The following is a 17730-nucleotide window of genomic DNA, read 5'->3' as shown; positions in this document are numbered from 1 at the left end:
GGATTGTCGCGGGGATACTTCTAAGACAGCGCTTTTTTGAAAATCAGCACAGCCGTTTGGTAAATTTTGTGTAAGGTCTGTACCGGTTTGCTTACGGACGTTTTAGTGCCGCGGGCAGGTACGCGAATATCATCGATCAGATCCTGTGGGCTGGCTAATCCCGTCCATCTGAAAGTGCGTTAGAAGGAGATTCACATGCAGATGAACCCCAATCGAGACACCCAACTGTGCATGTCGCTCTCCGGGCGTCCGGGGAACTTTGGGCTGCGATTTCACAATCATCTGTATGAACAACTGGGGCTGAATTTCTACTACAAGGCATTCAGCAGCCAGGATTTGCCCGGTGCAGTGGGCGGCATTCGCGCCTTGGGCATTCGCGGCTGCGGCGTATCGATGCCGTTCAAAGAGGCCTGCATTGCCTTGGTCGACGAGCTGGATGCATCGGCCGCCGCCATCCAGTCGATCAACACCATCGTCAACACCGACGGCCACCTCAAGGCCTACAACACCGATTACATTGCCATCGCCCAATTGCTGGAAACCCACGCCGTGCCCAAGGACACCACCTTCGCCCTGCGCGGCAGCGGCGGCATGGCCAAGGCCGTGGCCAGCGCCTTGCGTGACGGTGGCTACAAAAATGGCTTGATCGTGGCCCGTAACGAGCGCGCCGGGCGGGCACTGGCCGAATCCCTGGGCTATGAGTGGCAGCCGGAGCTGGGCACGGGGCGCCCGCAGATGCTGGTCAACGTGACACCCGTGGGTATGGATGGTGGCACCGAGGCCGGTCAACTGGCGTTCGAGATTGACGTCATCAAATCGGCAGACATCGTCTTCGATGTAGTGGCGATTCCTTCGGAAACCCCGCTGATCGTGCGTGGCCGTGCCGAGGGCAAGAAAGTGATTACCGGGCTGGAAGTGATTGCGATCCAGGCGCTGGAGCAGTTTGTGTTGTACACCGGCGTGCGACCAACCGAGGAACAATTTCAGAAAGCGGTGGCATTTGCCCGCAGCTAGGAGGATTCCATGCATCCACCCATTCTCAATTTGAACCAGGTCGAACTTGAACCGCTGCCCGAAGCGTTCGCGCCCACCGGCGAAACTGCCGGGCGCTACCAGCAGCGCCTGGCCCGCGTCGGTCAGCTATTGGGGGCGCAGAAGCTCGGTTATCGCTTGTATGTGCTGGAACCGGGCATGCGTGGCAGTCCGTTTCACAGTCATCGGGTCAATGAAGAGATGTTCTATGTGGTGGCCGGGGAAGGCGAGGTGCGACTCGGCGCAGAGCGTTTTCCAATCCGTACCGGCGACGTGATTGCCTGCCCGCCGGGCGGCCCGGAAAAAGCCCACCAGATCATCAATACCAGCAACGCCGAACTGCGTTACCTCGCGGTCAGCACTCAGCAGTCACCGGAAATCTGCGAATACCCGGATTCCGGCAAATATGCGGTGATGGATGATTTCAAGGTGGATGCCGAGGGCAATGCTTCGGGGTTTGTTGCGGTGGCGCGGCAGGAGGATGGCATCGATTATTGGGACGGTGAGTAGCCTTCCAGTTTGCGGTAATTTTCAGTCCGTCTTCGTCGGAACGCCGCCCGGAGCAAGCCCGCTCCCACAGGGTTTTGTGGCGTTCACAAATACCATGAACCTCCACAATCCACTGTGTGAGCGGGCTTGCCCGCGAAGGCGGCGGTACATCCAACATAAAAGTGACAGGCAGACCACTTTATTCGAGGCGCGCCAACCGCTCTTCCAGCGCCGCAATCCGCGCTTCCAGCTCTTCAATCCGCTCAACCGAAACACCGCTGCCGGCACCGCGCTCGCTCGGATTCTGTCGCGCCGCAAGGATCGCCTCGATATCCGCCGGATCACCCATCGCATGGGAATAGCGGTCCTCACGCTGCCCGGCCTGACGCGGAATCAATACCGCCAGCCCTCGCGCAATCAACCGCTCCAGCTGATGCACCACCTGTTCGGTATCTTCAAACTCATGCATGCGGCCACTGCGGGTCAGCAGTTCATTCACCGTCTGCGGGCCACGCAAAAACATCAGCCCGGTCAAAATCACCTGCGCCGGCACCAGTTCCAGCGCCTTGTCGACCTTGTGTTCCCAGCGATCGGCACGACTGCCCATCACCAGTTTGGTGAAACCACGTCCCTCAAGCGCACGCAAGCTCTGGCCGACCTGACCGGGCGTGAGGTTCATCACTGGCTCGCGGCTGGTTTTCTGGTTGCAGGCAATCACCAGGGCATTGAGGGTCAGCGGATAGGTTTCCGGGCTGGTGGCCTGTTTCTCGATCAACGAACCCAGAATGCGGATTTCCGTGCTGTTGAGCCGTGGTTCGTCGAACGTCGTTTCTTGCTCAGTGCTCACAGTGGCTGGAACCTCGCTAACGGTTGATCTGGAAAATATCGGCTAATAAAACCTCGTTCAGGGATGTTAGTCGAGCATTGCCGTCTTGCCGCGCTTCATTGTTGGCGACATCGCCTGACGCGCAGCAAGTGCTCGATCTGAGCGTTGCCTACATGGAGGAGCTCGCCAGCAGTTCGGTCGATGTCATGGTCCATTACCTGGTGGATCTTCTGGAAGGCGGGTCCCGCAATGTTTTGCCGGGTATTTCCAATAGCGTCACGCTTGCCAAGATCACCACGAATCGAGTGCTCGATCAAATGGAACCACCTGCATAACGCAACCCCAGGCGCTGTTGAAGGTTGCGATCTTTTGATCTTGATTTTCCATTGATTGCGAGAAGTACAAGATCTGAAAGTCGAAGCCAGCGATAATTCCTACAGAGATTTCCGTGTCTTGACGAAGATGCCCGTATATCCATTATTCTATCGGCCGTTATTGGAAGTAATGACTGCTGCAATTGTTGCAAATATATACCAGGTATTGTGAGTGGTTGATATCGGTCCTATATTCTATTCGCTGATCGCAGTGATGGTTTTCCACAAGAAAAAATAAGCGCCACCACTAAAGTCATCGAGGACCGGTGATAAAGCAAAGCATATCCTGATGCCTGGTAAAGGAGCGGTCAGAACTGTGGTCAGAAGACTGGAAAGATTAAATGACGAAGAGTTCATCTATCCACGAGAAGTGGCCCGCGACATTGTAGATGTCAATTCTCCGGTCCGGATTTATATGGTCCATGCACCCTACAAAGGCGCTATAAAAACCTCGATGTCGCAATAAATACATCCTGCAATGTTTTATCAGCCCATTGTTTTAATGTTTTCTAGCGTTCACGTTATTGACGCTGCTCTGTAATAACATCCGCAAAGCCCAAAAAATAAAAGGCAAAACATGATGATTAAGTTCAGATCGCTATTAATGTCTATGTTACTGCTGGCTGGAATATGCTCGGCTGGCGCAAATGCACAGTCGACAACGCCTTCAGTCTCCAAAGAGGCTGTTGTCACGCCAGATAATGCAGTCATGCTGACTGTTTTCCTGAAGCATGATCAGTCACGGCCATTGGGCGAGCTGAAAGCGCAACTCGTAAAACAGGAGTTTTACAAGATGTTCCCTCCCGCCGGGGTAGAGATTGTCAGCTGGAATATAACGATGGGTATAGGACAAGTCATCGTTCTGCGTTTGCCTGCCTCGCGACTCTCAGCGGTAAATCTCGCACTCGAAAACACCGCGTGGGGAAGTTACCGGACAGAATTCTTTCCTACCTATGATTTCAAAGAAATAGCACTGGCAGAGCAAAGAAAAGTACGAGAAGCCACATCTGCGGCGGCGAAGGTTTACGGCGGCTGAAAAAGAACGGTCTCGGGAGGGCGCGGATGGATATAATCGGCCGACGTTTCCCTCCTGTCATCACATGAGACTGCCATGACTATTTCCCTGTACGACGCTTCCATCCCTGTTCTCCAGCAAATGCTCAACGCCCTCAGCGGCGTGCTGAAAAAGGCCGAAGCCCACGCCACTGAAAAGAACATCGACCCGAATGCGTTCCTGCAAGCGCGCCTGTTCCCGGACATGTTCCCGCTGGTGCGTCAGGTGCAGATCGCTGTTGATTTCGCCAAAGGCATTTCTTCGCGCCTGGCCGAAGTCGAACTGCCCAAGTACGACGACACCGAAACCACCTTCGCCGAGCTGCAAGCACTGATCACCAAGGTTCTGGCTTACATCGGCGAGTTCACGCCAGAGCAGATCAACGGCAAGGAAAACATCGAGATCGTGACCCGTCCGGGCACGCCTAAAGAGAAGCGCTTCAGCGGCCAGTCCTACCTGCTGACCTACGGCCTGCCGCAGTTCTTCTTCCACGTCACCACCACTTACGCACTGCTGCGCCACAACGGCGTGGAAGTGGGCAAGCGCGACTACATGGGCGCGTTCTAAACCGTCCAGGTACAAAAAAGCCCCCGGAGCCTTAGGCTGCGGGGGCTTTTTCATGGGTATGCATTTATTCGCTACACCACTAACCCTGTGGGAGCTAGCCTGCTAGCGATGGCGTACTGTCAGTCAACATCAATGTTGAATGTCGCGCCCTCATCGCTAGCAGGCTAGCTCCCACAGGGATTTGTGTCAGGCCAGGCGTTCTGCTTTTGCCTCTTCACCCAGGCAAGCCGCTGCGGTGAACAGTACATCGGTGGAGGAGTTCAGCGCGGTTTCTGCCGAGTCCTGCAACACGCCGATGATGAAACCAACCGCCACCACCTGCATGGCGATTTCGCTCGGGATGCCGAACAGGCTGCACGCCAGCGGGATCAGCAACAGCGAACCACCGGCCACACCCGAGGCACCGCAGGCGCAGATCGCTGCGACGACGCTCAACAGGATCGCGGTCGGGATGTCCACAGCGATGCCCAGCGTGTGCACAGCCGCCAAAGTCAGTACTGTGATGGTGATCGCCGCACCGGCCATGTTGATGGTCGCGCCCAGCGGGATCGATACTGAGTAGGTGTCTTCGTGCAGGCCCAGACGCTTGCTCAACTCCAGGTTGACCGGAATGTTCGCCGCCGAGCTGCGGGTGAAGAACGCGGTGATGCCGCTTTCGCGCAGGCAGGTCAGCACCAGCGGGTACGGGTTGCGACGCAGTTTCCAGAACACGATGAGCGGGTTCATCACCAGCGCCACAAACAACATGCAGCCCAGCAACACGGCCAACAGATGCGCGTAACCGATCAGGGCGCCGAAACCGGAGGTCGCCAAGGTCGAGGCCACCAGGCCGAAAATGCCCAGCGGCGCGAAGCGAATCACCACTCGCACAATCACGGTCACGCCGTTGGACAGGTCGCCCAGCACTTCACGGGTGGTGTCGCCGGCGTGACGGATGGCAACGCCCATACCGATGGCCCACGCCAGAATGCCGATGAAGTTCGCATTCATCAGGGCGCTGACAGGGTTGTCGACCACGCTCAGCAACAGGCTTTGCAGCACTTCGCCGATACCGCCAGGCGCAGACACAGCAACATCCTGAGTCGACAGCACCAGGCTCGACGGGAACATCATGCTGGCAACCACAGCGACCACGGCGGCGGCGAAAGTCCCCAGCAGATACAGAAACAGAATCGGCCGAATGTGGGTTTCCTGACCGTGCTTGTGGTTGGCAATCGACGCCATGACCAGCACGAACACCAGGATCGGCGCGACGGCCTTCAGCGCCGAGACAAACACTTTGCCGATGAACGCGGTGGACTTCGCCGCTTCAGGCGCAAACACGGCCAGGGCAATACCGGCGATCAGGCCGATCACGATTTGCGTGACCAGGCTCAGGCGTTTGAGGCGTTGCAATAGAGAAGGGGATGAAGCAGTCATAAAACGGCATCTCTGATTTTTTATAAGTGCGAGGTTTCGAAGGTGCGCAGCAACAAACAGGGCAGGCTGCGGGCAGGAAACCGAGAAAGAAACACGGGGCTAATGCCAGCGCTGATTCCTGTGGCGAGGGAGCTTGCTCCCGCTGGGCAGCGAAGCGGCCCCACCAAATGGGCCTGCTGCGCAGTCCAGCGGGAGCAAGCTCCCTCGCCACAAGGGCGCGGACTTTATCACAGCGTAAGAACGATCTTTCAGACCTGTGACGAACTGCCACCCCGGCATTCAACGCGAATTGCAGGTTCGTGCAACCGCATCCGGAAACACTCTGTTAAGATTCGCCATCCTCATTTTCATCTGCCAGTGAGCCTTCGGGCCTATCGCTGGTGTTGTCGTTTTCTGGAGTTTTGCATGCTGTTTCCGATTCTTCTGTTGTCCGCCGCCGGTTTCACGGTGCTGACCACGGAGTTCATCATCGTCGGCCTGTTGCCGGCCATCGCCCGTGACCTCGACGTCAGCATCCCGCAAGCGGGTTTGCTGGTGACCCTGTTCGCCTTCACCGTCGCCGCGTTCGGGCCGTTCCTCACCGCGTACTTCGCCCGCTTCGAGCGACGCAAGTTGTTTATCTCGGTGTTGATCATGTTTGGCCTGGCCAACACCCTCGCGGCGCTGGCGCCGAATATCTGGGTGATGGCGTTCGCCCGGTTGATCCCGGCACTGGGGTTGCCGGTGTTCTGGGCGCTGGCCAGTGAAACCGCCGTCGATATTGTCGGCCCGGACTACGCGGGTCGCGCCATCGCCAAGATCGGCTTCGGCATCGTCTGCGCCACGGTGTTCGGCATTCCGGTCGGCACGCTGATTTCCGATGCGTTCGGCTGGCGCAGCGCATTCGCCATTCTGGCGGTCATCGCCTTTGCCAAGGCTTTGCTGCTGTTTATCTACCTGCCGAAAACCAACCTGCACCAGCATCAGGTCAGCTTTCGCTCGCAGTTCAAGATCCTGCGCAGCCCGTTGATGATCGGTCACGTGCTGCTGTCAGTGATTGTGTTCAGCGGCATGTTCACCGCGTACACCTATCTGGCGGACATCCTTGAACGCCTGGCCGGTTTCAACGGCACGGTGGTTGGCTGGTGCCTGATGGGCTTCGGTGCGGTCGGGTTGATCGGCAACTCGTTGGGCGGTCGCGCGGTGGATCGTCACCCGCTGATGGCTTCGATGATGTTCTGCGCATTCATGATTGCCGGCCTGGTGGCGCTGGTACCGAACATTCATTCGCCCCTCGGTCTGGCGGCGGCGATGGGTATCTGGGGCGTGACTCAGGCGGCGTTGTTTTTGGTCAGCCATGTGCGCCTGATGAAAGCCGCACCCGAGGCACCGGCGTTTGCCGCGTCGTTGAACATCGCCGGGGCCAACCTCGGTATTGGCTTGGGCGCGATGATCGGCGGTCGGGTGATCGACAGTGTTGGCCTGCAAGGTCTTGGCTTCGCGGCGGCGGCTTTTATTCTTGCTTCGATTCTGCTGGCCATCGCCCTGATGACTTTCAAGCCACGCGAAGAAATCACAGCGTTGTAAACAACTCGCGTCGGGCACCTTCGGTAATGGCGACAATGCCAGGGTGCTTGACCTTGCGTTCCACGGAAATGGCGTAGAACGACTCGCTCACGGCGTCAGTCTGACCAATCACCTCTACGCCGCATTGGCGTTTCACTTCATCGGCAATCACGCTCGGGCCGATGAAAATTCCGCTGCCGGATTGGCCGAAGGCCTGCATCAAGGCGCTGTCATCGAACTCGCCAACGATCTTCGGCTGGATCTGTTGTTCGGCAAACCAGCGTTGCAAACGGCTGCGCACGACGGTTTCCGGTCCCGGAATCAGCAACGGCGCACCGTGCAGGTTGCGCGGGAAATCCTCGCCGTATCGCGCCGCCAACTCAGGGGTGGCAAAGAAACTGATCCCGCATTCACCGAGCTTCTGGCTGTAGCCTTTGATGTCCAGGTGCGATGGCATCGGGCTGTCGGAGATCACCAGGTCCAGACGCTGGATCGCCAGGTCGGCCAACAAACGTTCAAGCTTGTCTTCGCGGCACGTAATGCGCAGCGGTTCGCTCAACTCCATGGTCGGCGCGATCAGGCGATAGACGATGGATTTGGGCACCACGTCGGCCACACCGACCCGGAACAGAATCTGCTGTTCATTGGGTTGCGCCCGCAACATCAGTTCCAGTTCTCCGCCCAGCTGAAACATCTGCTCGGCGTAGGGCAGGGTCTGCCGGCCGGCTTCGGTGAGTTCCAGTTGCCGACCGACACGGCGAAACAACTCAATGCCATAGGTTTGTTCGAGCAGTGAAATCTGACCGCTGATGGTCTGCGGCGTGAGGTTCAACTGTTCGCAGGCGCGCACGATGCTGCCGGTTTTGGCCACCACCCAGAAGTAATGCAATTGCCGATAGTTAAGCATGATCTTCTACAGTTCGTAAAAACCGAAGTATAACCGCTGAAAATACGAATTTTCCTGAAGTATCTGCTTCCCTAGAATGCCTCGCTATCAACGGGCCATCGTTTCGGTCCCGTTCGTTATATCGAGGGAAGCATCATGAAAATTAAAGCCACGGCGCTGTTGATCACATCTTTACTGGTATTGGCCGGTTGCGACCAAGCCGAAAAAAGCGCCCAACAACTGATGGGCAAGGCCGCCGAAAGCGCGAAACAGGCCATCGACGATACCCATAAAGCCGCCGAGCAAGCGCTCAGTGATGCCACCGGCGGGCTGATCAGCAAAAAAGAATCATCGGAAAAAGACTCGGAAAAATCCGAATCTTCCTCCAAGGAAATCTAAACCGTCTTACAACGAGTCAGGACTGACCCATGGAATACCTTTTACAACTCGCCGCCAGCCCCACTGCCTGGGTCGCCCTGGCCACCCTGGTGGTGATGGAAATCGTGCTCGGCATCGATAACCTGATCTTCATCTCGATCCTGACCAACAAACTGCCCGAGCAGCACCGGCAGAAAGCGCGGCGCATTGGTATCGGCATGGCGTTGATCCTGCGATTGGGCTTGCTCAGCACCATCGCGTTCATTGTCCAGTTGACCACGCCTGTGATCGAGATTTTCGGCCACGCGTTCTCCTGGAAAGACATGATCCTGATCGCCGGTGGTCTGTTCCTGTTGTGGAAGGCGACGACCGAAATCCATCACAGCATGGACCCTGCTCCTGATGATCCGACATCGGCGACATCGACGGTAACCTTGGGTTTCGCCGCGGCGATCGGGCAGATCCTGATGCTGGACATGGTGTTTTCCATCGACAGCATCATTACCGCCGTCGGCATGACCGAGCACCTGCCGATCATGATCATCGCGGTAGTGGTGTCGGTATTGGTGATGTTGTTTGCAGCTGATCCGCTGGCCAAGTTCATCAATGACAACCCGACGGTGGTCATGCTGGCCCTGGGCTTCCTGATCATGATCGGCATGACGCTGATCGCTGAAGGCTTCGGCGCCCACGTACCGAAAGGCTACGTTTATGCCGCCATGGCGTTCTCGGCCACGATTGAAGTGTTGAACATGATGTCCCGGCGCGCGAAGCAAAAGCGGATTGCCACTGAAGCTTAACCATCGCTAAACGAAACGGCCGCCTGAACTCGAAAGAGTCCAGGCGGCCGTTTTTGTTTGTATCCGGATAACGTCAGTGCGCGGTGGCGTGACGTACGGGAGGTTCCTCGGCTTTCGTCACTGGCGCCGATTGGACCGGATGGTGATGGTGGCGGCGGGTAATGCGCAGAACTCCCCACAACATGGCAGCGGCGACGGCCAGCCAGCCGGAAATCAACATTACGATTGTCATTGTCAGGCTCATCGATGCCTCCTCTTTGCCCTGCAGCGGGCGCACACGCTATGCAAGTGACAGTCTAGTCGCTGGCGTGTTTCAGGCAATTGACCGAAAGTCGCCTGGCACCAACCAGTTCGCTCTATCGAAAGCAACCAACTACCGGTTAAGGCTATACCGCTGCCGCGCGGCGTCCTATGATCGATGCCCAAGCCGGGAAGCGGATTGCCTGGCGTCTGAACAAGAGAGTGATGATGGTGCGGGTAATTTCTCGAATGCTTTCGGTGGCGGTGATCGTGGGTTGTGTCGCCAGTCTTTCTGGTTGCGCGGGGAGCGTTGCGCCGCAGATCAAGCGGCTGCCGGAGCGGGTCGAACTCACTGGCCGGTTCTATAAGGGCGTGGCCAATCAAAGCGGGCCGCAAGTGCTGGCGAGCATGTTGTCCCAGCAAGGCATTGTGATCACCCCGGGTTTGCTCGACAAACCGCTGCGTTTACCGGGCGCCGAAGCCCAGTTGCAACAGAACATGCAGAACCTCGCCCGTGAGTACGGAATGATGGTTTATCCGCTGGACAGCAATTTGCCAGCCTTATTGACTCAGGTGGCGGCCGGATATCCGGTGATGGTGCGGTTTACCGAGGGTTCGGCGCTCTGGGCTGAACCGCGTTATGCAATTCTCTCTGGCTATAACCGTCAGAAACAGACCGTGCTGTTGCGCGCCGGGATGGACCAGCGGTTGTTGATGAGCTTCGGTTCATTTGAATCGGCTTTCAAGGATGCCGGTGGATGGGCGGTGCTGATTCAGGCTCCGACGCAGATTCCAGCGGAAGTCGATCAGCAGCGCTGGCTCAAGGCGGCGAACGACCTGGCCCAGGCCGGCCAGGAACAGGCGGCGGCGAAGGCCAAAAAGGCTCTGAACGCACAGTAAGCCCGTTCGTCATCTGCCGGGCACCCCGGCCCGTTGGCGTCCTCTGAACCTGTAAGGCCCTGATCTTTCCGGGCCGTGATCAGGAGGCGTCCATGGCACATTCCAATACCCCCGCCGGCCCACATTCGTCCGAGCATTCGTCCGGCGATGATGAGCTGGGGTTCGATCCCGATTCTCCTGACCTCGCCGATCCTCAGGTCGATCCCATCGGACCGGCCAAAGCGCCGAAGGATGTGAAGCCGGGTGACAATCCCAAGGCTCCGGCAAAGCCCTACGATCCACTCGGTGATCTGAAACCATAGGTCTCATGGAGGTGCGTATGTCTACCGATTCGAGTTTCAACGACAAACGTCCGGAAACGGTTCCGACCACTCCTGAAGAAAGCATCGATCCGGTGCTGGACCCGGACAGCCCAATGCGAGATCCACTGGCGCGTCCCACCGTAGCGCCAACCGAACATCCGCAAGGCTGGCGCGACCCGAGCAAAGGGGATGGCATTCCGGATGACGACCAGATGCCGCTGCCTAACGATTAATTGGCGACGAAAAAAAGCCCCGACTGTTCGGGGCTTTTTCATGGGTTCACGGCAATGTTACTTCGAAGCCTCAACCACGCCGCTCTGGCGCTGCTTGAGGTTCTTGTCTGCCTTGTACTGCAAGGCTACGGAAGGCACGTCCGCGCTCTTGCCGCTCTCTACCCAATTACGCATGCGCGTGGCATCAGCAAAGTGCGTGTACTTGCCATAGGCGTCAAGAATCACCAAGGCCACCGGGCGATTACCCATCCGGGTCACCAGCACCAGGCAGTGACCTGCTTCGTTGGTGAAGCCGGTTTTGGTCAGCTGGATGTCCCAGTCCGGCTTGCGGACCAAATGGTCGGTGTTGCGAAAGCCCAGGCTGTAGTTGGGTTTGCGGAACGTAACGGTTTTTTCCTTGGTCGTGCTCAACTCGGTCAGCAGCGGGTACTTGTGCGCGGCGATCAACAGTTTGCTCAAATCGCGAGCGGTCGAAACGTTACGCGGTGAGAGCCCCGTCGGCTCGACGAAATGGGTATTGGTCATGCCCAGGGCACGGGCCTTGGCGTTCATCGCCGCAATGAACGCGGCATAGCCACCCGGATAGTGATGGGCCAGGCTCGCGGCGGCGCGGTTTTCGGAGGACATCAGGGCAATCAGCAACATTTCCCTGCGTGGCAGTTCGCTCTTTAGCTTCACCCGTGAGTACACGCCTTTCATTTCCGGCGTATCGCTGATGTTGATGTTGATGTATTCGTCCATGTTTTGCCGGGCTTCAACCACGACCAGGCCGGTCATCAGCTTGCTGACGGAAGCGATGGGGACAACCACGTCAGGGTTGCTGGCGTAGATGACTTTGTTGGTCTGCATATCCAGCAGCAACGAGCTGCCGGAAGCGAGCTTGAGTTGCGAGGTATCTCGAGGCGCTGCGGTGGTTTCGCCAGCGCTGGCGATTGGCGTGATGAAAGTCCCTGTAACTGCAAAAACTAGGCTCAGGATGGAAAGACGGATTTTCACGCTGGCAGACTCATAAAGTGTTGATACGCCGTTTGTGTAACGGGCTATTTCGTAAAAAGCGCGACATTCTGGAGTATGGCTGAATAACTGTCGATGGTTGTTCAAGTAACAGGTGAAAGTCCCGGAAAACATGAAAAAAATGTCATTTTCCGGCGGATGGTCGAACCTGTTCCGCGGGCAAAAAAGAACCCCGCCATGGGCGGGGTTCCTTGTGTCGCGGACTACCTCTGCAACCAGCCTTAACTGTGCAGGGTTTCGGCGGCGTACAGCGTGTTTTCCAGCAGGCAGGCACGAGTCATCGGGCCGACGCCGCCCGGGACCGGAGTGATCCAGCCGGCGCGGGGCAGGGCGGTTTCGTAGATCACATCACCGACCAGTTTGCCGTCTTCCTGGCGGTTGATGCCGACGTCGATCACGATCGCGCCTTCCTTGATCCATTCACCCTTGACCAGGCCCGGCTTGCCGGCGGCGACAACAACCAGGTCAGCACGACCGACGTGGCCGGCCAGATCCTTGGTGAAGCGGTGAGTGACGGTCACGGTGCAACCGGCCAGCAACAACTCCATCGCCATCGGGCGACCAACAATGTTGGACGCGCCTACGACCACGGCATTCATTCCGTACAGATCGGTACCGGTGCTTTCCAGCAGGGTCATGATGCCTTTGGGCGTGCACGGACGCAGCAGTGGAATACGCTGGGCCAGACGACCGACGTTATAAGGATGGAAACCGTCGACGTCTTTGTCCGGACGAATGCGCTCCAGCAATTTGGAGGCGTCCAGGTGTTCAGGAAGAGGAAGCTGCAACAGAACGCCGTCAATCGCCGGATCGTCATTCAGGCGATCGATCAGATCGGTCAACGCTTCTTGAGTGGTTTCGGAAGGCAGGTCATAGGCTTGGGAAAGGAAGCCGACCTCTTCACAGTCTTTACGCTTGTGCGAGACATAAACCTGAGAGGCAGGATCGCTGCCGACCAGGATCACCGCGAGGCCGGGCGTGCGCAGGCCTTGCTGGCGACGCTCGGTAACCCGTTGGGCGATCTGCTGGCGCAGGCTGGCGGCGATCGATTTGCCGTCGATTAGTTGTGCAGTCATTGCGCGTGATTAACCATCGAGAGGGGAAAAAAAGAGAACGCATTCTCGCATGTCATGCGGTGAGGGCAAAGGCGCTTGGTCTGCAAATTCCTCTAACCCCTTTAATTAAATGAATTTTTTTTAAAAAGGATTTGACGACCTCTGGGGGGCTCTATACTATTCGTCGCACTTGTCGGGCACAGCCTAGCACTGGTTAAGAAGGTCGAACGGAATTACAGTTCTGCAAGACTGACAAGCTCTTAGTTTGTAGTCCTTCAAGGGTACAGCTAATAAGGCGCCCGTAGCTCAGCTGGATAGAGCATCCGCCTTCTAAGCGGATGGTCGCAGGTTCGAGTCCTGCCGGGTGCGCCATTAGGCAGCTTTGGCACAAGTAACGCAATATGGTGGGCGTAGCTCAGTTGGTAGAGCACGGGATTGTGACTCCCGTTGTCGTGGGTTCGATCCCCATCGTCCACCCCATATTTCGAAAAGGCGCCAGATTAACAGTCTGGCGCCTTTGCTTTAAAAGCTTCACTCCGCGGATGTGGTGGAATTGGTAGACACACTGGATTTAGGTTCCAGCGCCGCGAGGCGTAAGAGTTCGAGTCTCTTCATCCGCACCAAATAAAGCTTCGTTCATACCGGTTGGTGTGAATGGGGTTCAGCAACGAAGCTGTTTGGCTTCCTTGTTACGCAATATGGTGGGCGTAGCTCAGTTGGTAGAGCACGGGATTGTGACTCCCGTTGTCGTGGGTTCGATCCCCATCGTCCACCCCATATTTCGAAAGGCGCCAGATTGAAAAGTCTGGCGCCTTTTTTGTTTCAGCGGCCGCAGGTTCCGGGCCGCAGGGGCGGGGCGTTTCGTCGTATTTATGTTTCTCGATGATGCCGCTCTGTCCGTCGGCCTTGCTTGCGAGGTCGGCTGTCAGGGAGATCGCTGGCGACCGCTTCTATATATAGAAGGGTTGGCGCAGAGCCCTGGCGTGATTGGTTGTATTTGCCATCGGGGCGAGGTGCATTCGTGCATTCGCACCTATAAATTGCCTGCTGCGTTTTTACCCGTTTTCAGTAGGGTGACTTCTTGAGTTTGACCCACTAGAATGCATGCCCTTGATTCTGGGGTCGGAAACGGCCGGCTAACGTCTGTGCAACGAGGAATATCCATGCAAGTTTCTGTTGAAAATACTACTGCTCTTGAGCGCCGCATGAGCGTCACCGTGCCGGCTGAGCGCATCGAGAGCCAGGTCAACAAGCGTCTGCAGCAGACCGCCCAAAAGGCCAAGATTGCTGGCTTCCGTCCAGGCAAAGTGCCAATGAGCGAAATCAAGCGTCGTTTCGGTGCTGATGCGCGTCAGGAAGCTGTAGGTGACGTGATCCAGTCTTCCTTCTACGAAGCTGTGGTTGAGCAGAAGCTGAACCCGGCTGGTTCGCCTTCGATCGAGCCTAAATCGCTGGAAGCAGGCAAGGACCTGGAATACGTTGCCGTATTCGAAGTGTTCCCTGAGTTCACCGTTGCCGGTTTCGAAGGTATCAATGTTGAGCGCCTGAGCGCTGACGTGGCTGATGCCGATCTGGACAAGATGCTCGACATCCTGCGCAAGCAGAACACCCGTTTTGAAGTGGCCGATCGCGCTGCCCAGAACGAAGACCAGCTGAACATCGATTTCGTCGGCAAGGTCGACGGTGAAGTGTTCGCCGGCGGTTCCGCCAAAGGTACTCAGCTGGTTCTGGGTTCCGGCCGCATGATCCCTGGTTTCGAAGATGGTCTGGTTGGCGCTAAAGCCGGTGAAGAACGCGTTCTGAACCTGACTTTCCCAGAGGACTACCAGAACCTCGACCTGGCTGGCAAAACCGCTGAGTTCACCGTGACCGTGAACACTGTTTCCGAGCCAAAACTGCCAGAGCTGACCGAAGAGTTCTTCGCTCAATTCGGCATCAAGGAAACCGGTCTGGAAGGCTTCCGCACCGAAGTTCGCAAGAACATGGAGCGCGAGCTGCGTCAGGCGATCAAATCCAAGGTCAAGAATCAGGTAATGGACGGTCTGCTGGCCACCAACCCGATCGAAGTGCCTAAGGCTCTGCTGTCCAACGAAGTTGACCGTCTGCGCGTGCAGGCTGTTCAGCAGTTCGGTGGCAACATCAAGCCTGACCAACTGCCGGCCGAGTTGTTCGAAGAGCAAGCCAAGCGCCGTGTAGTGCTGGGTCTGATCGTGGCTGAAGTGGTCAAGCAATTCGACCTCAAGCCTGACGAAACCCGCGTTCGCGAGATGATTCAGGAAATGGCTTCGGCCTACCAGGAGCCTGAGCAAGTTGTGTCCTGGTACTACAAGAACGACCAGCAACTGAACGAAGTTCGTTCGGTTGTGCTGGAAGAGCAAGTTGTGGATACTGTTCTGCAGAAAGCTAGCGTGACCGACAAATCGGTCTCTTACGAAGAAGCGGTCAAGCCGGTAGAAGCTCCACAAGCCGACTGATTGTTTTTGCGTTAGAAGCACACACCATAAGCCAGCTCTCGAGCTGGCTTATGCGTATTCAAGACATAACTATTTGGGAGTGACTGCAGAGCATGTTCCGTAATTCGTATATTCAGCAGAACTCTGATATCCAGGCCGCAGGCGGCCTGGTCCCGATGGTTGTCGAGCAGTCCGCTCGTGGCGAGCGCGCCTATGACATCTACTCGCGTCTCCTCAAGGAGCGAGTGATCTTTCTGGTTGGCCCGGTAGAGGACTACATGGCCAACCTGATCTGTGCGCAACTGCTGTTCCTTGAAGCGGAAAACCCGGACAAGGACATCCATCTCTATATCAACTCCCCGGGCGGTTCGGTGACAGCAGGCATGTCGATCTACGACACCATGCAGTTCATCAAGCCCAACGTGTCGACCACCTGTATCGGCCAGGCGTGCAGCATGGGCGCTTTCCTGCTGACCGCCGGTGCTCCTGGCAAGCGTTACTGCCTGCCGAACTCGCGTGTGATGATTCACCAGCCACTGGGCGGTTTCCAGGGCCAGGCATCGGATATCGAAATCCATGCCAAGGAAATCCTCTTCATCCGTGAGCGTCTCAACACGTTGATGGCCAAGCACAGCGGGCACACGCTTGAAGAAATCGAGCGCGATACCAACCGCGATAACTTCATGAGTGCAGAAGCTGCGCGTGAATACGGGTTGATCGACGAAGTGATCAATCAGCGCCCCGCTTAAAATAAGCAGCTCAAAATAGGCTTGGTCGGCTGGTCTGATCAGCGGCGGGCTTGAAAAAGCCCGCAATAGCCTTCATCTTGTGTTGCAAGCCTATCGGATTTGGATCGAACGAATGACTGACACCCGCAACGGCGAGGACAACGGCAAGCTGCTCTATTGCTCCTTCTGTGGCAAAAGCCAGCATGAAGTGCGCAAATTGATTGCCGGCCCCTCGGTCTTTATCTGCGACGAGTGCGTCGACCTGTGCAATGACATCATCCGCGAGGAGGTGCAGGAAGCACAGGCCGAGAGCAGCGCGCATAAATTGCCTTCGCCTAAAGAAATCAGCGGCATCCTTGATCAGTACGTGATTGGTCAGGAGCGTGCAAAAAAGGTTCTGGCCGTAGCGGTGTACAACCACTACAAGCGTCTGAACCAGCGTGACAAAAAGAATGACGACGTCGAACTCGGCAAGAGCAACATCTTGCTGATCGGTCCGACAGGCTCGGGTAAAACCCTGCTTGCCGAAACACTGGCCCGCTTGCTGAACGTTCCGTTCACCATTGCCGACGCAACCACCCTCACCGAGGCGGGTTACGTAGGTGAAGATGTCGAGAACATCATTCAGAAGCTGTTGCAGAAGTGCGATTACGACGTGGAAAAGGCCCAGATGGGCATTGTCTACATCGACGAAATCGACAAGATTTCGCGCAAGTCTGACAACCCGTCGATCACCCGGGACGTTTCCGGTGAAGGCGTGCAGCAGGCCCTGCTCAAGTTGATCGAAGGCACGGTCGCTTCCGTTCCGCCTCAAGGTGGTCGCAAGCATCCGCAGCAGGAATTCCTGCAGGTCGACACCCGTAACATCCTGTTCATCTGCGGTGGTGCGTTCTCCGGTCTGGAAAAGGTTATTCAAAACCGTTCCACCAAGGGCGGCATCGGTTTCAACGCGGAAGTTCGCAGCAAGGAAGAAGGCAAGAAAGTCGGTGAATCCCTGCGTGAAGTCGAGCCTGACGATCTGGTCAAGTTCGGTCTGATCCCTGAATTCGTCGGTCGTCTGCCGGTTCTTGCGACGCTGGACGAGCTTGATGAAGCTGCTTTGATGCAGATCCTCACCGAGCCGAAAAATGCTCTGACCAAGCAGTATGCCAAGCTGTTCGAGATGGAAGGCGTGGACCTGGAATTCCGGGCTGACGCACTGAAATCGGTCGCCAAGCGCGCGCTGGAACGTAAAACCGGTGCCCGTGGGCTGCGTTCGATTCTCGAAGGTGTATTGCTCGACACTATGTATGAAATCCCCTCGCAGTCCGAGGTGAGTAAAGTAGTGATCGATGAAAGCGTTATAGAAGGCAAGTCCAAGCCACTGTATATCTATGAAAACAGTGAGCCTGCTGCCAAGGCCGCGCCAGACGCCTAAGCGTCACGCGGTTGGTAC

At 56.7% G+C, this 17730-nt stretch carries 20 protein-coding genes and 4 tRNA genes; 18 read left to right on the top strand and 6 right to left on the bottom strand.

Features of this window, described 5'->3' with window-relative positions; genetic code table 11:
• Nucleotides 1-195 precede the first annotated feature (195 nt).
• Together V6Z53_RS23310 and V6Z53_RS23305 are read left to right on the top strand one after the other, a co-directional pair.
• Complete coding sequence (locus V6Z53_RS23310; RefSeq protein ID WP_338581983.1) at nucleotides 196-1014, top strand: shikimate 5-dehydrogenase; 819 nt, start codon at nucleotides 196-198, stop codon at nucleotides 1012-1014.
• Between the two features lie 9 nt (nucleotides 1015-1023).
• Complete coding sequence (locus V6Z53_RS23305; RefSeq protein ID WP_338581982.1) at nucleotides 1024-1542, top strand: cupin domain-containing protein; 519 nt, start codon at nucleotides 1024-1026, stop codon at nucleotides 1540-1542.
• A 178-nt stretch (nucleotides 1543-1720) separates the two neighbouring features.
• Here the strand turns inward: V6Z53_RS23305 and V6Z53_RS23300 are convergent, their stop codons facing one another.
• Nucleotides 1721-2368, bottom strand: coding sequence for a DUF480 domain-containing protein (locus V6Z53_RS23300; protein ID WP_338581981.1), 648 nt, complete (start codon nucleotides 2366-2368; stop codon nucleotides 1721-1723).
• Between the two features lie 128 nt (nucleotides 2369-2496).
• Here V6Z53_RS23300 and V6Z53_RS23295 point away from each other — a divergent pair, with 128 nt between their 5' ends.
• The 3 genes from V6Z53_RS23295 to V6Z53_RS23285 all read left to right on the top strand — a co-directional run bounded on the left by V6Z53_RS23295 (nucleotide 2497) and on the right by V6Z53_RS23285 (nucleotide 4342).
• Nucleotides 2497-2682, top strand: coding sequence for a hypothetical protein (locus tag V6Z53_RS23295; protein WP_338586601.1), 186 nt, complete (start codon nucleotides 2497-2499; stop codon nucleotides 2680-2682).
• Between the two features lie 616 nt (nucleotides 2683-3298).
• Complete coding sequence (locus V6Z53_RS23290) at nucleotides 3299-3757, top strand: hypothetical protein (RefSeq protein WP_338581980.1); 459 nt, start codon at nucleotides 3299-3301, stop codon at nucleotides 3755-3757.
• A 75-nt stretch (nucleotides 3758-3832) separates the two neighbouring features.
• Nucleotides 3833-4342 carry a DUF1993 domain-containing protein gene (locus V6Z53_RS23285; protein WP_338581978.1) on the top strand — a complete coding sequence of 170 codons (510 nt, stop codon included), beginning with the start codon at nucleotides 3833-3835 and terminating at the stop codon, nucleotides 4340-4342.
• 186 nt (nucleotides 4343-4528) lie between these two features.
• On the opposite strand, the gene sstT is transcribed toward V6Z53_RS23285, so the two are convergent.
• On the bottom strand, nucleotides 4529-5761 hold the full coding sequence (sstT, locus tag V6Z53_RS23280; RefSeq protein ID WP_338581977.1) for a serine/threonine transporter SstT: 1233 nt from the start codon (nucleotides 5759-5761) through the stop codon (nucleotides 4529-4531).
• A gap of 405 nt (nucleotides 5762-6166) precedes the next feature.
• On the opposite strand from sstT, the gene V6Z53_RS23275 reads away from it, so the two are divergent.
• Nucleotides 6167-7327, top strand: a complete 1161-nt coding sequence (locus V6Z53_RS23275; RefSeq protein ID WP_338581976.1) for an MFS transporter — start codon at nucleotides 6167-6169, stop codon at nucleotides 7325-7327.
• Here the strand turns inward: V6Z53_RS23275 and nhaR are convergent.
• A complete protein-coding gene (gene nhaR, locus V6Z53_RS23270) occupies nucleotides 7314-8213 on the bottom strand; it encodes a transcriptional activator NhaR (RefSeq protein WP_338581974.1) in 900 nt (299 codons plus the stop codon). The genes V6Z53_RS23275 and nhaR overlap by 14 nt on opposite strands.
• 135 nt (nucleotides 8214-8348) lie before the next feature.
• Here nhaR and V6Z53_RS23265 point away from each other — a divergent pair, with 135 nt between their 5' ends.
• On the top strand, nucleotides 8349-8591 hold the full coding sequence (locus V6Z53_RS23265) for a hypothetical protein (RefSeq protein ID WP_338581973.1): 243 nt from the start codon (nucleotides 8349-8351) through the stop codon (nucleotides 8589-8591).
• A gap of 29 nt (nucleotides 8592-8620) precedes the next feature.
• The gene (locus tag V6Z53_RS23260) at nucleotides 8621-9370 is read left to right on the top strand and encodes a TerC family protein (protein ID WP_338581972.1); all 750 of its coding nucleotides are present in this window, start codon (nucleotides 8621-8623) and stop codon (nucleotides 9368-9370) included.
• 73 nt (nucleotides 9371-9443) lie between these two features.
• Here the strand turns inward: V6Z53_RS23260 and V6Z53_RS23255 are convergent, their stop codons facing one another.
• The gene (locus V6Z53_RS23255; protein WP_338586600.1) at nucleotides 9444-9602 is read right to left on the bottom strand and encodes a hypothetical protein; all 159 of its coding nucleotides are present in this window, start codon (nucleotides 9600-9602) and stop codon (nucleotides 9444-9446) included.
• 179 nt (nucleotides 9603-9781) lie between these two features.
• Here V6Z53_RS23255 and V6Z53_RS23250 point away from each other — a divergent pair, with 179 nt between their 5' ends.
• The 3 genes from V6Z53_RS23250 to V6Z53_RS23240 all read left to right on the top strand — a co-directional run bounded on the left by V6Z53_RS23250 (nucleotide 9782) and on the right by V6Z53_RS23240 (nucleotide 11045).
• Nucleotides 9782-10510 (top strand): peptidase C39 family protein, encoded by a 729-nt coding sequence (locus V6Z53_RS23250; protein ID WP_338581971.1) that lies wholly within the window; start codon nucleotides 9782-9784, stop codon nucleotides 10508-10510.
• Nucleotides 10511-10602: 92 nt separating this feature from the next.
• Nucleotides 10603-10812 (top strand): DUF6021 family protein, encoded by a 210-nt coding sequence (locus V6Z53_RS23245; protein ID WP_338581970.1) that lies wholly within the window; start codon nucleotides 10603-10605, stop codon nucleotides 10810-10812.
• A 17-nt stretch (nucleotides 10813-10829) separates the two neighbouring features.
• On the top strand, nucleotides 10830-11045 hold the full coding sequence (locus tag V6Z53_RS23240) for a hypothetical protein (RefSeq protein ID WP_338581969.1): 216 nt from the start codon (nucleotides 10830-10832) through the stop codon (nucleotides 11043-11045).
• A gap of 57 nt (nucleotides 11046-11102) precedes the next feature.
• Here the strand turns inward: V6Z53_RS23240 and pbpG are convergent, their stop codons facing one another.
• The gene (gene pbpG / locus V6Z53_RS23235; RefSeq protein ID WP_338581968.1) at nucleotides 11103-12041 is read right to left on the bottom strand and encodes a D-alanyl-D-alanine endopeptidase; all 939 of its coding nucleotides are present in this window, start codon (nucleotides 12039-12041) and stop codon (nucleotides 11103-11105) included.
• A gap of 239 nt (nucleotides 12042-12280) precedes the next feature.
• Entirely contained in the window at nucleotides 12281-13135 is an 855-nt protein-coding gene (gene folD / locus V6Z53_RS23230) for a bifunctional methylenetetrahydrofolate dehydrogenase/methenyltetrahydrofolate cyclohydrolase FolD (protein WP_338581967.1), read from the bottom strand.
• 274 nt (nucleotides 13136-13409) lie between these two features.
• Between folD and V6Z53_RS23225 the strand changes: the two genes are divergently transcribed.
• The 7 genes from V6Z53_RS23225 (at nucleotide 13410) to clpX (ending at nucleotide 17712) form a co-directional block, all read left to right on the top strand.
• A tRNA-Arg gene (locus tag V6Z53_RS23225) sits at nucleotides 13410-13486 on the top strand.
• 32 nt (nucleotides 13487-13518) lie between these two features.
• A tRNA-His gene (locus V6Z53_RS23220) sits at nucleotides 13519-13594 on the top strand.
• A 58-nt stretch (nucleotides 13595-13652) separates the two neighbouring features.
• Nucleotides 13653-13737, top strand: a tRNA-Leu gene (locus tag V6Z53_RS23215).
• A gap of 78 nt (nucleotides 13738-13815) precedes the next feature.
• Nucleotides 13816-13891, top strand: a tRNA-His gene (locus V6Z53_RS23210).
• Between the two features lie 386 nt (nucleotides 13892-14277).
• Nucleotides 14278-15588 carry a trigger factor gene (gene tig, locus V6Z53_RS23205; protein WP_338581966.1) on the top strand — a complete coding sequence of 437 codons (1311 nt, stop codon included), beginning with the start codon at nucleotides 14278-14280 and terminating at the stop codon, nucleotides 15586-15588.
• Nucleotides 15589-15680: 92 nt separating this feature from the next.
• The gene (clpP, locus tag V6Z53_RS23200; protein WP_219097672.1) at nucleotides 15681-16316 is read left to right on the top strand and encodes an ATP-dependent Clp endopeptidase proteolytic subunit ClpP; all 636 of its coding nucleotides are present in this window, start codon (nucleotides 15681-15683) and stop codon (nucleotides 16314-16316) included.
• Nucleotides 16317-16428: 112 nt separating this feature from the next.
• Complete coding sequence (gene clpX / locus V6Z53_RS23195) at nucleotides 16429-17712, top strand: ATP-dependent Clp protease ATP-binding subunit ClpX (RefSeq protein ID WP_007946893.1); 1284 nt, start codon at nucleotides 16429-16431, stop codon at nucleotides 17710-17712.
• Nucleotides 17713-17730: the final 18 nt, after the last annotated feature.

This window comes from Pseudomonas sp. MAG733B (assembly GCF_036884845.1).
Classification (GTDB): domain Bacteria; phylum Pseudomonadota; class Gammaproteobacteria; order Pseudomonadales; family Pseudomonadaceae; genus Aquipseudomonas.
Note: the sequence above shows the minus strand (reverse complement) of the source record. Positions and strands in the feature narration are given on the sequence as shown.

What these genes read in the sequence shown, in the direction of transcription:
- V6Z53_RS23275 (WP_338581976.1), top strand. Translation starts at nt 6,167, where the DNA reads ATGCTGTTTCCGATTCTTCTGTTGTCCGCCGCCGGTTTCACGGTGCTG.
- V6Z53_RS23305 (WP_338581982.1), top strand. Translation starts at nt 1,024, where the DNA reads ATGCATCCACCCATTCTCAATTTGAACCAGGTCGAACTTGAACCGCTG.
- clpP (WP_219097672.1), top strand. Translation starts at nt 15,681, where the DNA reads ATGTTCCGTAATTCGTATATTCAGCAGAACTCTGATATCCAGGCCGCA.
- folD (WP_338581967.1), bottom strand. Translation starts at nt 13,135, where the DNA reads ATGACTGCACAACTAATCGACGGCAAATCGATCGCCGCCAGCCTGCGC.
- V6Z53_RS23310 (WP_338581983.1), top strand. Translation starts at nt 196, where the DNA reads ATGCAGATGAACCCCAATCGAGACACCCAACTGTGCATGTCGCTCTCC.
- V6Z53_RS23255 (WP_338586600.1), bottom strand. Translation starts at nt 9,602, where the DNA reads ATGACAATCGTAATGTTGATTTCCGGCTGGCTGGCCGTCGCCGCTGCC.
- V6Z53_RS23290 (WP_338581980.1), top strand. Translation starts at nt 3,299, where the DNA reads ATGATGATTAAGTTCAGATCGCTATTAATGTCTATGTTACTGCTGGCT.
- nhaR (WP_338581974.1), bottom strand. Translation starts at nt 8,213, where the DNA reads ATGCTTAACTATCGGCAATTGCATTACTTCTGGGTGGTGGCCAAAACC.
- V6Z53_RS23260 (WP_338581972.1), top strand. Translation starts at nt 8,621, where the DNA reads ATGGAATACCTTTTACAACTCGCCGCCAGCCCCACTGCCTGGGTCGCC.
- V6Z53_RS23265 (WP_338581973.1), top strand. Translation starts at nt 8,349, where the DNA reads ATGAAAATTAAAGCCACGGCGCTGTTGATCACATCTTTACTGGTATTG.
- V6Z53_RS23250 (WP_338581971.1), top strand. Translation starts at nt 9,782, where the DNA reads ATGATCGATGCCCAAGCCGGGAAGCGGATTGCCTGGCGTCTGAACAAG.
- V6Z53_RS23285 (WP_338581978.1), top strand. Translation starts at nt 3,833, where the DNA reads ATGACTATTTCCCTGTACGACGCTTCCATCCCTGTTCTCCAGCAAATG.
- V6Z53_RS23245 (WP_338581970.1), top strand. Translation starts at nt 10,603, where the DNA reads ATGGCACATTCCAATACCCCCGCCGGCCCACATTCGTCCGAGCATTCG.
- tig (WP_338581966.1), top strand. Translation starts at nt 14,278, where the DNA reads ATGCAAGTTTCTGTTGAAAATACTACTGCTCTTGAGCGCCGCATGAGC.
- sstT (WP_338581977.1), bottom strand. Translation starts at nt 5,761, where the DNA reads ATGACTGCTTCATCCCCTTCTCTATTGCAACGCCTCAAACGCCTGAGC.
- clpX (WP_007946893.1), top strand. Translation starts at nt 16,429, where the DNA reads ATGACTGACACCCGCAACGGCGAGGACAACGGCAAGCTGCTCTATTGC.
- V6Z53_RS23240 (WP_338581969.1), top strand. Translation starts at nt 10,830, where the DNA reads ATGTCTACCGATTCGAGTTTCAACGACAAACGTCCGGAAACGGTTCCG.